Below are 14,746 nucleotides of genomic sequence, written 5' to 3'. Positions count from 1 at the left end.
AATGCAAACCAATCTCAGCGACAAAGCCCGCGCACTCGCTCGCGCGGACGAAGCGGAAACCATCCTGCGTACGTGCGTGCATTGCGGATTCTGCAACGCGACATGTCCCACATATCAACTGCTCGGCAACGAACTCGATGGCCCGCGCGGCCGCATCTATCTGATCAAACAGATGCTGGAAGGGGCGCCCGTTACCGACAAGACACAAGTGCATCTGGACCGTTGTCTAACGTGCCGTAACTGCGAAACGACGTGCCCTTCCGGCGTCAAATATCATACACTGCTCGATATCGGCCGAGACATGCTCGATCAGACGGTCGAGCGCCCGCTTGCAGAACGTGCGCTGCGTGCAGGCCTGAGACATCTCGTGCCGCGTCCGCGTGCATTCGACGCGTTGCTCAAGGCGGGACGGATGATACGCCCCGCCCTGCCGAAAAAGATCGCCGATAAGATTCCACACAGTATCGCCGATGCAGGCGAGCGTCCCGCGATCCGTCATGCTCGACGCATGCTGATGCTCGAAGGCTGCGCGCAGCGATCGCTTTCACCGAACACGAATGCCGCCGCCGCACGCGTGCTCGACCGGTTCGGCATCAGCATCGAGAACGCGCCGGAAGCGGGCTGTTGCGGCGCGACGGACTATCATCTCGATGCGCAGCAGGCCGGGCTCGTCCGTGCACGCCGCAACATCGACGCGTGGTGGCCGAGTGTGGAAGCAGGAGCGGAAGCGATCGTGCAGACCGCGAGCGGTTGTGGCGCGTTCGTGAAGGAATACGGCGAACTGTTGCGAAGCGATCCCGCGTATGCCGAACGCGCGCGCCATATCAGTGCGATTGCGCGCGACCTCGTGGAAGTTATCGCGTCAGAATCCGTCGAGGAATTGCGCGTCGCGACGGATATGCGCATCGCGTTTCATTGTCCGTGCACGTTGCAACACGCGCAAAAGCTCGGCGGTGCCGTCGAAGGCGTGTTGAGCCGTCTCGGCTTCGATCTGACGAACGTACCGGACTCACATCTGTGTTGCGGATCGGCGGGCACGTATTCGATCACGCAGCCCGAACTAGCGCAACGTCTGCGCGACAACAAGCTCGATGCGCTTGAAAGCGGCCAACCCGATTTGATCGTCACGTCCAATATCGGCTGTCAAACTCATTTGGGCAGTGGCGGGCGCACGCCGGTGCGTCACTGGGTCGAACTGGTGGATTCGATGCTTTCTTGAGTTCTGGTGCTTCGAATCGATCGACGGTCAGCCCTCGATTCGGCGTCCCGCGAGCGCGGCCGCGAGCAGAAGTGCGGCCAGAATCGCAAAGGCCATCTGCAAGCCGAGCGCATGCGAAAAGAAGCCGACGACGGCGGGCCCTATCAGATTGCCGCCATACCCGAGCATCGTCAGCGCGGAGATCGCCTGAGTCGGCTCCATCGATTCCTGACGGCCTGCCGCAGCGAACAACACCGGAACGATATTCGCGCAGCCCAGACCGGTGATCGCGAAACCGAAAATCGCCTGATTTCCCGTCGGAAATAATATCGAGGCAATCAGGCCAATGACCGCAAGCACGCCGCCGCCGGTGATCATCGACCTCGCTCCGAGTCGCTTGACGAGATAGTCACCGCCGAGTCTGCCGATGGTCATGGCGATCGAAAACGCCGTATAGCCGAAACCCGCGCGGTCCTGATCGTACGATTTCACCGACGTCAGGTAGACAGCGCTCCAGTCGAGCATCGCCCCTTCCACCAGGAAACTGACGAGCGCGATTCCACTCATGACCACGACCACGCCTTGCGGCAGCACGAGTACCGACTTCGCACCCGCTTGCGCCCCTTCCGATTCGATATGACGAGCAAACACGGCGACCAGCGTAATCACGGCCGCGACGACAGCACCGGCAACGCCTAAGGGGTGGACTCCGATTGACAGTAACGTTCCGCCTAGCAGCGACCCGGTGATGCCGCCCACGCTGAAAAAACCATGAAAGCCGGACATCAAGCGACGCCCGGTGCGCGCTTCCAGTTGGATCGCGTTGATGTTCATCGATACGTCGATGAAGCCAAGACCCGCGCCGAAGATGAGTAACGAGCACCCCATCGCCACCTTGTTGGTGACCGTCGCTAGACATGGCAGCGCGACGCAGATCATCGCTGCGCCGCTATAGACCATCGCGCGGCATCCATATCGCGCAACCAGTCGTTGACAAATCGGCATGCAGCCGACAGCGCCGATTCCAAGACACAGTAAAAGAAATCCTAAGAGCGCGTCATCAGCCCTTAGGCGATCTTGCGCATAGGGCACAAGCGGCGCCCACGCTGCAACGCTCGTCCCCGCCAGGAAGAATATTACCCGTGTGGCGATGCTGGGCATCAATGCCTGATTTTTATCTGAAGCCATCTTTGTGAACGAGAGCGGGGATTGTGCGGCACCAGGTCAAATAGCGCCCGATACGTCAGAGGCTATCTGAGTCAATAGTTCGTAGATCCTCACGTCGATGGCGCGGGGATACGCAGAGCAAAACGTAAAGTCTTCAAGCACGAGCGTCGATTCCTTCTCGATCAGCGTGCCGCGATCGAGTTCGCTATGCGCGGCGGCCAGAGGCATCACGGCAATACCGATCTTGTCAACGGCCATCTTCACGATGGTCGATAAAGACCAGTTGGCGAATATTCTTGGTGACGGATTTTCTCGCGTTGCGATCGCATCGCGTAGCGTCACATAGGGGTGCGTGCGCTTGGGCAACGTAATGATCGGATAGCGAGATAAATTCGCCGGCGTCAAAGGACCTTCGCCAAGCTCAAGATCCGGCGAAACGATGAATTTCACCGGATACTTGCAAAGCGGCTTTTCGATAAAGTCGGCATCCGCGCCTGGGCCAGCCAAAAGAAATGCCATATCGATTTCGCCCGATCTAAGCGATTCCCTTAGCGCAGGGGAGATGTCCACGACGATATCTATGACAATGCCCAGATATTTCCGATGAGTCTCTTCGATAAAGTCGGTCAGCCACGTGTGAACGATCGTCTCTGCCACGCCGAGCCGCACCACACCCGAAAACTGGCCTGGACTGGCGATCGCGGACAGCAATTCCGATTCGAGCGCGAGAAAACGTTCAGCATACTCGAGGATCGTTCGCCCGTGAGGCGTCAGACGGACCGATCGCGACGTGCGGTCGAACAACGTCACGCCAAGCTCGCCCTCGAACGTGGCGATACGATGCGACACCGTCGACTGGGTCGCGTGCACCCTGGCCGCGGCTTTGTGAAAGCTGTTTAGCGTTGCAACCCAATAGAAAATTTCAAGGCTTCTGAGATTGAGCATCAGCATGCGCGGAGCAATGCCGCTCCGTTAAAATGCTGAGTTTGAGGTCTCGTGTTCATCGTTATGGTCCGCGTCTAGCGATTCACGATCTTCTTAGGAAGCGCCCAGGTAAGAGCCGCCCCGACAATCGCCATGCACGCAATGAACAGAACACCGTTGTTGGTGCTACCCGTTAGATCCTTGATTGTGCCGACGACATAAGGGCTTACGAAGCCGCCAAGACCGCCTAGCGAGTTGATCATCGCCACGCCCGCAGCCATTCCGACGCCAGACAAAAACAGGCCCGGAATCGAGAACAGCATAGATGTCGTGCTATAGGCGCCGACAGCAGCGACGCTTAGCGCCGCCATCGCGCCGAACGGCGAGTCGTGCAGATACACACTCGATGTGAGACCCGCGCTCACGCACAAGAACGGACCGACCAGATGCCACCTGCGCTCTCGGCGCTGGTCCGAACTCCGGCCGATGAGGTACATCAGTATGAACGCGGCGGTAAACGGGATCGCCGTATAAAATCCCACCTGCAGCGGATTGCCAACGCCGAGTTGAGCAACCAATGTCGGCAGCCAGAACGAAACGCCATACGAGCAGATAGCAGAACAAAAACAAATTAGGGTCATATGCCACACCTTGCGGTCGCACAGCATGGTGGACAGCGTATGGCTTCCTCCGTCGTCGATCGTGGCTTTCTGCTCGGCATCGAGATCGGCCTCAATGGCGTGCCTTTCTCCATCGCTTAGCCACTTCGCACGCTTTGGGTCGTCGTCGAGCAACGCCAGCGCGATCAAACCCATGACGACGGAAGGCATGGCTTCGAGCAGGAAGAGCCATTGCCAGCCGGCTAAACCGCCTACGCCGTCCATCGAGCTTAAAATTGCCCCAGAAATGGGCGAACCGACCATGCCTGCAAGCGGTACTGCTCCGACAAACAAGGCTACCATCTTGGCGCGACGCGCCGACGGAAACCAGTACGTCAGATAAAGAATGATTCCCGGATAAAAGCCGGCTTCGGCTACGCCGAGTAGAAATCGAAGGACATAGAACTGCGTCGGCGTCGACACGAACGCAAAGCCTGCCGAAATCACGCCCCAAAGAATCATGATGCGGGAAACGGTTTTCCTGGCGCCGATCCGCACCATCAAGATATTACTAGGAACTTCGAAAAGCAAATATCCGATAAAGAACAAGCCCGCGCCTAAGCCGTAAGCAGAATCGCTGAGCCCGAGATTGGTCAGCATCCTAAACTTTGCGAAGCCGATATTTATCCGGTCAAGGTAGGCCGTGACATAGCACACCATGAGAAATGGCATAACGCGCAGCGCGACTTTTTGATATACGTCCCGATCAGACACCGAGTGCGCGGCGCTGGTCCTGAGCGATTCGAATTCCACGTAAGGAATCTCCAACCTTAGGCGAGCTTTGAGCTGACGTCTTTAATCTCGACGGTCGCTTCGATCTCGACCGCCATATTTGACGGCAAACTACTCGCACCCGTCGCGATACGCGCATGCTGACCCGGCTCGCCCAGCGCCGCGAAGAACAGATCCGAGGCACCGTTCAAGACCTTTGCGTGTTCAGTGAACGAAGACTCGGCCTGAATGACGCCCGCGACACGAACGATCCGCACGACTCGACTCAGATCGCCATCGAGCATTCTCGACAGATGACTCAGAATGTTGAGCGCGCAAAGCTCGGCGGCACGCTGGCCCTCTTTGATCGTCAAATCCCGCCCGACCTTGCCTGCGAATTTGAGTTCACCGTCCCACCGTGGACCTTGTCCCGCGACCTGGATGTAATTGCCCGTCCGAACGGCGGGTACATAGCTTCCACGCGGAACGCTCGCAGGCGGAAGCGACAGACCGAGCTCCCCCAGGCGCGCGAAAATGTCGTCGTTCGCGCTCATTTGAGCTGCCTCCAGTCGCCGCGCTCGCCTTGCCAGTTGACCGAATCGCCCAGCGTGCGCCGTACCGTTGCCTTCAAGGCACGCAGCAAACCTTCCCACTCCAGCGAATTGATGCCGTCCACCGCTGGCTCAGGTGCCATGAACATTCCGTCCACGCCGCCCGAATTGACGCAGCATTCGATGCATCGGACCTCGAGTTCGGGATCGTGAAAGACGATCGGATTTTCCAATAACGCCGACAGTGCAGCAATCACGCCCGTCGCGCCCCAGTTCGATACATTCGACACGACGAGGTGATCCGCCGCATTCACCGCCGCCACGCCGCCGCGACCCGGCACGCCGGTCGACGCAGCTTTAGGCGAAAAGAAAGGCAACTCTTCGGCAATGACGCCCATGCCGAGTTCGTTGCCGCCATCGCCGATGCCGATATGCAGCACGCCACGCTTTTTGCCCTGATAGAACAGATAGTCGAGATCGCCGACCAGTCCATCGAGCGGACGGCCGCCCAAACCGTGATACAGGCCTAACGCATTGCAACCGGGGCGCTCAATGGAAATCATCACGCTCGGCTTCGTACGCTCGAGCAGATCGTCCGAGACACGCTTGCAGCCTTCCGTGTCTTTAGGCACCGTGCGGATGAACACGGGACGCAGATAATCGATTCCCTTGATGACGCCATCGGCAGGAAACGGCATCGGTGCAAGCCCTGCTCCTCTGCACGTGGCGATCATCATCTCTTCCCAGTCTTCGTCGATGACGATCACCGAATGCACGCCCAGACCCAGAAAGAATGCACGCGCCAATAGCGCCGCTCCGACGGGTCCATCAGTTTCAGGCGCGCCACCGCCTTCTGGAAAGCCAGTCGCAATCAGGACCGGGCCGCCAGCACGTTTAATGGTATCCGAGATCTTCTCGGCCGCACCCATGCAAGCGAAGCCGGGTTGACGTTTCTGAAGCGCCTTATAGATGTTGCCGATCAGACCCACGCCCGTGTAGTCAAGTGTCATGAAGTCGTCGATCGTTCGCGCGACCCGCTGATATGTCTTCGAATCCTTTTGCAGCATTGCCATGGCTCCTTGCGCCGATTGTCGTGACTGAACGCGTCAGACGAGTGCGCTTTGAAACACGTCCGCGTCGACATTGCCGCCGCTCAACACGAGCGCAACGGTCTTTCCGGCAACGTCCACTTTTCCACTTAACACAGCGGCAAGCGGCGCGGCACCGCCAGGCTCGACCACGAGTTTCAACGTATCGAAGGCGACGCGCATCGCGTGCCGCACTTCGTCGTCGCTCACGACAAGGCTCCCAGCAAGGAGCTTTTTGTTCACAGGGAAGGTCAGCTTGCCCGGCGACACCACTTGCAGCGAGTCGCAAATCGACTGAGCGCCAGCTACGTTCGACACCTGCTTGCCTTCCGCAAGCGAGCGCGCGTGATCGTCGAATCCGGAGGGCTCTACCGCGTACAAAAGCGTGTCCTCGTAGTGCGCGCTAATCGCCGTCGCGACGCCCGCAATTAGACCGCCGCCGCTCGCCGCCGCCAGCACGTAATTCGGCACCGCGCCGATCTCTTTCGTCTGCTCGACGATTTCGAGCCCGACCGTGCCTTGACCCGCCATGATGTACGGATCGTCATACGGTGGAACTGTGATGGCGCCGGTTCGAACCGCGATGTCGCGCCCGATCGCTTCACGATCATCCGTGCGGCGGTCATAGAGCCTTACCGTTGCACCAAAGCTGCGAGCGCCTTCGATCTTGGCGCGCGGCGCATCGCTCGGCATGATGATGGTGGCCGGCATGCCAAAGCGCGCGCAAACGGCCGACGTAGCCAGCGCGTGATTACCGGATGAGAAAGCCACTACGCCGACCCGGCGCTGCTCGTCGGTCATTTGCAGCGCTCTGTTGCACGCGCCCCGGAACTTGAACGAGCCTGTCTTCTGCAGCGTCTCTGCCTTCGCCAACACGCGGCCGCCAACGAGGCGGTTCAATGCTTCGCTTTCGAGCAGAGGTGTCCGTACGACGTAGGGGCGGATACGCGCGTAAGCCGCTGCGATGTCCGCGACACAAAAATCCTTCGATAACGATTCGGTCATGGTTCTCTCAAGTTGATGCGAATTTCCAATGCATTACATCAAAATCAGTCTATCTAATCCAATGATCATTCGGCATCGGTATCGATCGAATTTATTCATCGACTGGCCTGGAGAATTTCTTAGTGGCGGTAGAGGCCTTTAGACGCGACGAAATCCTTAAGCAAAGCAGGCACACCGCAGTCGACGCAAAACAGTTCCATCGAGTCGCTAGATACACCGACCTGGACTTTGCGAAAACCCTCCGGCGCAGACGTGGCGGCCATTTGCTCCACTTCCAGCGTTCCGACGGGGAGCGGTATGCAAGCCTCCCGACGACACCGCGGACAAAAAATGCGAACCTGACTGTCCTGCATTTCAGCTCCTTCAAGACCGTCCGACGAACGCCGATGCAAACTTGCAGGCAGATTAGAAACGGTGACGCAAGCCGATCACCACAGCTTCCTGGGTACTCTTGCCCGCAGGAATGCCGTATGAGCCGATCGACGCCTCTGCCGGACCTTGCCCGTTGTCGCCCATCGCATGCTGATAACCGGCCAACGCATAGACGTCGGTGCGCTTGCTCAGCAGATAGTCGGTTCCCACGTTGATCTGGTGATACTTCGCGGAAGAGTCGCCCAATGCTCTCGTATAGTTGTAAGCGCCGATCACCATGAACGCGGGCGTGAAGTTGTATTGAGCGAAGATCGAACCGTTGTGATATTTCTCTGAGCCGGCGTAGGTCGACGCTGCATCGGACGCGTATTGCGAGTAGCTGTACGCGGCGCCGACGGTGAAACCGCCAAGCACCAGATTTGCACCCACGCGCGCAATATTGATGGTTCTTGCCGACGCGTAAGCAGCGTTGATCGGCGTGTTGAATAACGTATCCGATGTGGACGTACCTCGCTGCCCGACGTTCGCATTGCCGTTGTCAATGTGCAGATAGCCGCCCGCGATATTAAACGGCGCCCTTGAGTACGCGAGCGCGGCGCTCCACGTCTGACCAGACCCGGTTGCACCGGCTACGCCACCGAGCGCATACATCGCCTCCGCGGTCAGACCGTTCCACGCCGGGCTTACCCACTTCACAGCGTTGTTGAAGCGGGCACTCGAATCGTAGTTGTCGATATCGCCCGGGGTCGCGAACCATCCGCTGAAAGTGTCGGCAGTGAGTCCTTGTTCGAGATCGGTCAGTGGATCGTATTGCCTGCCCAGCGTCACCGTGCCGAACGGAGTAGCCATACCCACCCACGCCTGACGTGAGAACAGCCGCCCTGCCGTCGCCAGATTGCCGTTCGAGCCATCGAACCCATTCTCGATCTGGAAGATCGCGGACAAGCCTCCACCGAGATCTTCGGTGCCCTTCAGACCCCAAGAGGTGGCCGACAGATTGCTCGGCGCCATCCTCCATTGTGAGGACTGTCCTTCACTGTTGTGAACATACGCAAGGCCGGTGTCGACAATGCCGTAAAGCGTGACGGAGCTCTGAGCCTTCGCTTGTCCGACGGCGATGGCACCGAGCGCAATAGCGGCGATGATCTTCTTATACATGTACATCTCCCCAATTTTTAATAAGTATGCGTTTCGGCATCCTTATTATCTGTTTCGTAAATAGGTTTAGGAATTGCAAGGTCGAACTTTTATCGGGCGATTGCTATATGAATCGGCATCACTAACAGCAATGGCAGGACCCTTGCGCCCTGCCCCTTTACGTTTAACCGAAGAACTTCTTCAATTCGGCTGCAAGCGGTTCCGGTTCTTCCTCGGGTACGTAGTGACCGGAAGCGATCGTCGTGCCGGTGACGTTGTTGGCTATGGCCTTCAACTGCGGCACCAGGTCAGGCATCGAGCCCTGGTCTGCCCGAACGGCAAGCACTGGCATCTCGAGCTTTCGACTGGCGCTGAGTTCGCGATTCTGTTGCGCGGAGACGGAGATTGCACGGTAATAAGCAAGGCCGCCCTTCCAGCCATTTGCCTTGAATACGCGCAAATACTCTTCGAAGTCGGCTTGCGAAAATACTTGCGGCTTTGCAGCCTTGCGCTGTAAATACCATTGCAGATAGATATGCTCGCGATCCTGCAACAACGCTTCCGGCAAATCCGGAATATTGTGGAACGCGACATGCCATGTCCGCCATGCGACATCCGAGGCCCATGGTAGTGTGTCGGGAAGGCTGATACCCGGAATGCCCGTATCGACGATCGCCACGCCGGTCACATGCTGACCGTAGAGCGCTGCATACGGATAGCCTACCCAGGCGCCGATATCGTGCAGCACGAAACCGTGGCGCTCGACGCCCAGTTGTTCGAGCAGACCGCGCACAAGCTTCGCCGAGCGCGTGGTATCCAATGTGCCAGTCGGGCGATCCGAATCTCCCTGACCCGGCAGGTCCAGCGCGATCACGTGATAGCGATCCGCCAGCAGTGGCATCAGCTTGCGCCACGCATACCAGCTTTGCGGAAAACCGCACATGAGAACGATCACTTCGCCGCTGGGTTCTCCGCCAGAAACGTAGTGCATGCGAATGCCATCGACGGTTTTATAACCGCGATTGAACCCCGGCAATCCAGACTGAGGCCATTCAAGCTTACTGAACATATCGATCTCGTGGTGAGAGGATGAAGCGTTGATAATTGCTTAAGGAACTGATTAGGCATTTAGAACGGATCGCGCGCGGCCGTGAGCCATCCGCCATCCATCACGTAGTCGCTGCCGTGCACAAAGTCGGCATCGTCGCCACCGAGGAACGCTGCCAGCCTGGCGATTTCTTCCGGACGGCACCAGCGTTGCGCCGGAAAGCTCCGGATCGCCGCTTCCATATCCGGCGACGAACTCATCGCCAGCGGCGTTGCAGTGGCGCCCGGACAGATAGTGTTGACGCGGATGCCTTTCGCGCCGTATTCGAAACACAACTGGCGCGTCAATCCGATCACTCCGTGCTTGGAAGCGGTATAGGCCGTTCCGCCACCCGCGGCGCTAAAGCCGGATGTCGAAGACGTATTGATGATCGCGCCTTTCTCTTGCTTGAGCATCTGCGGGATCACCGCTTTGGCCATCAGGAAAGGACCAGTGAGATTGATGGCGATCACGCGGTTCCATTCTTCGATGCTGGTTTCGTGCGCTGGCGCGTGACCGTCGAGCACGCCGGCGTTGTTGCACAGCAGATCAATACGTTCGAAGTGCGCGACGATGTCATCGACGGCTCGCTGAACGCTTGCAGGATCGCTGACATCTGCGCGATACGCCCGTGCGCGGGACGGATCGGCCAGGCCTGCGACCGTCTCGTTGGCGCGCTCGAAATTGACGTCGATTGCAGCCACACGTGCATTGCGAGACGTGAATTCATGAACCATCGCTCGGCCCATTCCCGAACCTGCACCCGTTACGATCACGACTCGGTTGGAATAATCATTCAAGGCGCACATCTCCTATTTACAAGGCTGGCTGGTCTTAGCAGACTTGCCGTTGCCTAATGGTTATTTGAAACAGATCGTCTGTCGTCAAATTGATAAGGTCCAATAGTGATTGTGGATTTGCTCAGATCACTTTTTTTTATCAGCCAGCAAGCAGAGCCCTTGACTCAGTCGCAGTCGGTATCGTTACCAGATCTCAGCAATGTTCGCGTGATCGGGCGACGACGCAGCCTGCTCGCGTCGGGTGCAAGCAAAAAAAGGCGGGACTGTCGGAACAATTCTAGGACCGGGCGAGGCTACGGACGTCCATCTAAAGGATTAGAAAAAACGCCCGGCCGGAGAGGAAACGCGCGAGGAAGAAGGGAAAAAAACAGCCGCGTTAGCGCGCGGCGGTGGGATCGCTGAAAAAAGCAGCGATCTGCGTGCGACTTTCCAGCCCTAATTTTCCGAGGACGCGAATGACGTGCGACTTGACAGTAGCCAACTCGATGGTCAGCGCGTCGCCGATATCTTTATTCGAAAGCCCGCTGTAAATCAGCTTCGCAACGTCGAGCTCCCGTTCGGTCAGGAAGTATTCGTCCTTCAGGATGGCTTGAGCGCGAAACCGCTTGACGGCGGGCAGCAACGACAATCCGTGCTCCATATAGCTATGGATCTGAGTGAACGCTTCGTGCGCGGTGAACGGTCGATCTTCGGTGGTCTGTATCGCCGACAGACAACCTATCGGCGTGTCGCCGCTCCAGAACATGAAGCCCACCTCATCTGCGAGGCCGAACTTGCGCTGATAGTCGCTCCAGGGCGTGTGCTGCTCTTCCCGCTTCGCACCTTGTAGCATGACGACCGTCGCACGCTGCTTGATCAGCCGGTAGATATTGAGCGGATCGGCCGACGAGTAGACGCTGTAGTACTCCTTGATCGTCGCCTCAGGCCAGCCGACCTGCGAATGAGGAAGGAACTGATCAGTCGAATCAGCCCACGTGAAGACGGCCGCCGAGCATTGAAGCACCGATCGGGCGAAGTGGACGGTCTGGTCGGCAAAGTCCTGCGAATCTCTGAATTTGCTTGCTTCGATCTGCATCGCCCTTTCCTCTTCTCTGTGACTCGGCGAGCGACTCGCCAAAGATCTCACGGCGGCGCAACTCATGTCGGCAAACATCGTGCCGAAAAGCGCCAACCAGCTCTGGCAGCCTATCGCAACAAAAAATTTTTGCACATTAGGGAAGATGCATAGGCGATTTCTAGCTAGCGCGGAGGCTGCTCTAAAAGGTCTCAATCAACGCGCGTGAGTGGTGCAGAGCGTAGGCAACGCATTCGCTGGCCGCGGTTTCGGCAGCGGCCCGCACCATCGGCGACGCATCGACACGAGTGCAGAGCGACACCACGATCGGCGGCAGAAGGTGTCCAAGCGGCACTTCGACGAACTCGCCACTCGATAACGCGTCACATACGAAAATGGCTGGTATCGCTGCGACGCCGTAGCCTTCCCGAACGAGTTGAAGAATCGCCGCGACTGAAGACAAGCATGTCATTCGAGGCATTTCGACCGGGACGCCGCTCTCTTCGGCGAGCCGATGTACGAGATTCTCCAACGCCAGCTGCGGCGTCGTTCCACGCCCGAATGTCAGCACAGGATGCGCGAGCACCTCTTGTATGAGAGCGCCCTGCTTGCCGGAAAGAAGGTCATGTCTTGCGATCCATCGCAGCGGATAACTCGCGATCGTTCTCGATTCAATCCTCGGGCTGTCGATGCCCTCCACGCGTACGACGACATCGAGCTCGCCGCTCAACATGCGCCGCTTGAGCACCGCACTGGAATCTACCGTCAAGTCGATCTGCAGATTCGGAAAGTCAGCACTCACCCGTCTCATGTAAGCGGACAACCAGCTGTGCACCACGGTGTCGATCACACCGATCCGCATGCGGTCGCGCGCAACGACCGCGTGTGACGCCGATTCCTGAAGAATCCGCGTTGCATTCACGACGTTCTTAGCCAGTCCAACGAGATTCTGTCCCGCCGGCGTCAAGCGAAATTTTGCCGATGAGCGATCGATGAGTTCGGTCTTGAACTCGTCCTCTAGCGATCTGATTCTTAGCGATACTGTAGCGGGTGTCGTGTTTAACAGTCGCGCGGTCGCCCGAAAATTCTCCAGTTGGGCAAGCGTGACAAAGGTCTCTAGAAAGCGCGTATTCATTGTGTAATAGCCCACAGTCCGAGCGTGATATCTGTTAAACAAAACTTAACGCAAGCGGCACGAATTTCTCGCTGGCGATATTTTTTTGGGGACCCTAGTCTCCAGTGAATCGAGGCGGATATTGCTCCGTCTTAAGTGTCCGAAACACTCAGTTTCTATCCTTATCCTTCTAACGAAACGCCCACGGCGTTAGCTCGCATGCTCAAGCAACTCGAACTCGATAGCGACAACCTGCTGACCGAAGTCAGCGCACGCCAAAACAACGAACCGCCTGAACAAAAAAACTCACGATACAGCGCGCTGCTCGAAGGACCGATTTCTTCGATAGTTTGCAACGTGCCGGATCGTCCGGATGTGCAAACCATCGCCATTCTGGGCTACAACTAAACGAGGAGCCGTTCGATGCATCGCATTGTGATCGTGGGAGGCGGCGCGGGCGGCCTGGAGCTTGCCACCCGCCTCGGCGACAGAGTCGGCAAGCGGCAGGATGTTGAGGTGTTGCTGGTTGACCGGAGCGCCACTCATGTCTGGAAGCCCCTACTGCATGAAGTGGCTGCAGGCAGCCTCGATACGCATGTTCATCAGATTGAGTACGCGGCTCAGGCACGCTGGCATGGGTTTCAGTTTCATCGCGGAGCGATGACCGGATTGAATCGTTCCAGCAAGGAAGTATTGCTTGGACCGGTGCATCAGGACAGCGCGCAGGCGCTGGAAATCATACCCGCCCGAGCGATTCGGTACGACACGCTCGTTCTCGCGCTTGGCAGCCAGACGCATTTCTTTGGCGTCGACGGTGCGGAGCAACATGCGGTCACGCTTGATTGCCTCGAACAAGCGGAAAAGCTTCGCAAGCGCCTGTTGCACACCTGCGTGCGCAACTACTCTCGGGGCGATGCTGCCGTGATGCGAAACATCAGTCTCGCGATTATTGGAGGCGGTGCGACTGGCGTCGAACTCGCCGCCGAGTTGCGTACCATGGAAAAGGAGTTTCGCCTGTTCGGTCTGCACTCGACCGCAAAAGACGATGAAATTCGCATCACGCTGCTCGAAGCCGGGCCGCGCATTCTTCCTGCGCTCCCTGAGGACGTATCCAATGCAACCACGGCGCTTCTCACCAAATTGTCGATCGAAGTGTCGGTCGGAGACCCGGTCACAAGGGTTCAGCCGGACCGCGTGCAAACAGCGGGCGGACGCGTGATCGAAGTGGACGTGACGATCTGGGCAGCGGGCATTCGCGCACCCGATGTACTGTCGACGCTCGATGGCGTGTCCGTCAATCGAATAAATCAAGTCGTCGTTTCGGGAACCTTGCAGAGCATAAGCGATGAAAACATCTTTGCGCTGGGCGACTGCGCGAGCTGCGCGTGGTCGGACGGTCGCATGGTTCCGCCGCGCGCGCAGGCAGCGCACCAGCAGGCAATGTTCCTTTCCAGAGCGCTGCGCGCACGTTTGAAACGCCGCCCGATGGGCGCTTTCAGATATTCTGACCACGGTTCGCTGGTTTCTGTCGGCCCTGCGGCGGCGATCGGAGTGGTCGCCGGACTTGCCACGCGAAGAGGCATGCTGGTGAAAGGGCCTTTGGCCCGGCTTTTGTATTCGGCGCTTTATCGAAAGCATCTTGCAACTGTCTCCGGGGTTCGTCGGACCATTGCCAGCATGGTTTCTCAACGACTCCACCGGCGCAGCGCACCGCGCATCAAACTTCACTAAATCCCGCTTAGTGTTTTTGATCCTGCCGCGCGTGGGCTAGACCGAAATAAGGTGTTAAGGTGCTCTGGTGCATCAGGAGACTGCACAATGGTAGATCACCTCCTCGACGGAGAAACAATAGCCTCTTTGCTCCATTCCTTGCCCCCGC

Annotated in this window: 14 protein-coding genes; 3 read left to right on the top strand and 11 right to left on the bottom strand. The window is 58.0% G+C overall.

Annotated elements, in window-relative coordinates:
• Position 1: 1 nt before the first annotated feature.
• Entirely contained in the window at positions 2 to 1,219 is a 1,218-nt protein-coding gene (gene glcF, locus ACFSNN_RS31450; protein WP_134465896.1) for a glycolate oxidase subunit GlcF, read from the top strand.
• Between the two features lie 27 nt (positions 1,220 to 1,246).
• Here glcF and ACFSNN_RS31445 read toward each other — a convergent pair whose 3' ends face one another.
• From ACFSNN_RS31445 to ACFSNN_RS31395, 11 genes are all read right to left on the bottom strand, one after another.
• A complete protein-coding gene (locus tag ACFSNN_RS31445) occupies positions 1,247 to 2,359 on the bottom strand; it encodes an MFS transporter (protein ID WP_244323267.1) in 1,113 nt (370 codons plus the stop codon).
• Positions 2,360 to 2,422: 63 nt separating this feature from the next.
• On the bottom strand, positions 2,423 to 3,316 hold the full coding sequence (locus tag ACFSNN_RS31440; protein WP_244323203.1) for a LysR family transcriptional regulator: 894 nt from the start codon (positions 3,314 to 3,316) through the stop codon (positions 2,423 to 2,425).
• 68 nt (positions 3,317 to 3,384) lie between these two features.
• A complete protein-coding gene (locus tag ACFSNN_RS31435; RefSeq protein ID WP_244323205.1) occupies positions 3,385 to 4,701 on the bottom strand; it encodes an MFS transporter in 1,317 nt (438 codons plus the stop codon).
• Between the two features lie 17 nt (positions 4,702 to 4,718).
• A complete protein-coding gene (locus tag ACFSNN_RS31430; RefSeq protein WP_134465898.1) occupies positions 4,719 to 5,213 on the bottom strand; it encodes a RidA family protein in 495 nt (164 codons plus the stop codon).
• The gene (locus tag ACFSNN_RS31425; protein WP_134465899.1) at positions 5,210 to 6,277 is read right to left on the bottom strand and encodes a DUF4392 domain-containing protein; all 1,068 of its coding nucleotides are present in this window, start codon (positions 6,275 to 6,277) and stop codon (positions 5,210 to 5,212) included. The genes ACFSNN_RS31430 and ACFSNN_RS31425 overlap by 4 nt, the downstream gene beginning before the upstream one ends.
• A gap of 39 nt (positions 6,278 to 6,316) precedes the next feature.
• Positions 6,317 to 7,303 (bottom strand): threonine/serine dehydratase, encoded by a 987-nt coding sequence (locus ACFSNN_RS31420; protein ID WP_134465900.1) that lies wholly within the window; start codon positions 7,301 to 7,303, stop codon positions 6,317 to 6,319.
• Positions 7,304 to 7,708: 405 nt separating this feature from the next.
• Positions 7,709 to 8,833, bottom strand: coding sequence for a porin (locus ACFSNN_RS31415; protein WP_134465901.1), 1,125 nt, complete (start codon positions 8,831 to 8,833; stop codon positions 7,709 to 7,711).
• Between the two features lie 163 nt (positions 8,834 to 8,996).
• Positions 8,997 to 9,803, bottom strand: coding sequence for an alpha/beta hydrolase (locus ACFSNN_RS31410; RefSeq protein WP_208949660.1), 807 nt, complete (start codon positions 9,801 to 9,803; stop codon positions 8,997 to 8,999).
• A 137-nt stretch (positions 9,804 to 9,940) separates the two neighbouring features.
• Positions 9,941 to 10,699 (bottom strand): SDR family NAD(P)-dependent oxidoreductase, encoded by a 759-nt coding sequence (locus tag ACFSNN_RS31405; RefSeq protein ID WP_166799438.1) that lies wholly within the window; start codon positions 10,697 to 10,699, stop codon positions 9,941 to 9,943.
• A 376-nt stretch (positions 10,700 to 11,075) separates the two neighbouring features.
• Complete coding sequence (locus ACFSNN_RS31400) at positions 11,076 to 11,774, bottom strand: helix-turn-helix transcriptional regulator (RefSeq protein ID WP_208949636.1); 699 nt, start codon at positions 11,772 to 11,774, stop codon at positions 11,076 to 11,078.
• Between the two features lie 181 nt (positions 11,775 to 11,955).
• Complete coding sequence (locus tag ACFSNN_RS31395) at positions 11,956 to 12,888, bottom strand: LysR family transcriptional regulator (RefSeq protein WP_134465904.1); 933 nt, start codon at positions 12,886 to 12,888, stop codon at positions 11,956 to 11,958.
• A 198-nt stretch (positions 12,889 to 13,086) separates the two neighbouring features.
• Between ACFSNN_RS31395 and ACFSNN_RS31390 the strand changes: the two genes are divergently transcribed.
• Together ACFSNN_RS31390 and ACFSNN_RS31385 are read left to right on the top strand one after the other, a co-directional pair.
• Positions 13,087 to 13,275 (top strand): hypothetical protein, encoded by a 189-nt coding sequence (locus ACFSNN_RS31390; protein ID WP_134465905.1) that lies wholly within the window; start codon positions 13,087 to 13,089, stop codon positions 13,273 to 13,275.
• 15 nt (positions 13,276 to 13,290) lie between these two features.
• Positions 13,291 to 14,598: an NAD(P)/FAD-dependent oxidoreductase gene (locus tag ACFSNN_RS31385; RefSeq protein ID WP_134465906.1), complete on the top strand. Its 1,308-nt coding sequence runs from the start codon at positions 13,291 to 13,293 to the stop codon at positions 14,596 to 14,598.
• Positions 14,599 to 14,746 lie beyond the last annotated feature (148 nt).

Source organism: Paraburkholderia dipogonis, from assembly GCF_042680985.1.
In the GTDB taxonomy this organism is placed as follows: domain Bacteria; phylum Pseudomonadota; class Gammaproteobacteria; order Burkholderiales; family Burkholderiaceae; genus Paraburkholderia; species Paraburkholderia phytofirmans.
This window is presented reverse-complemented; position numbering and strand designations above follow the sequence as displayed.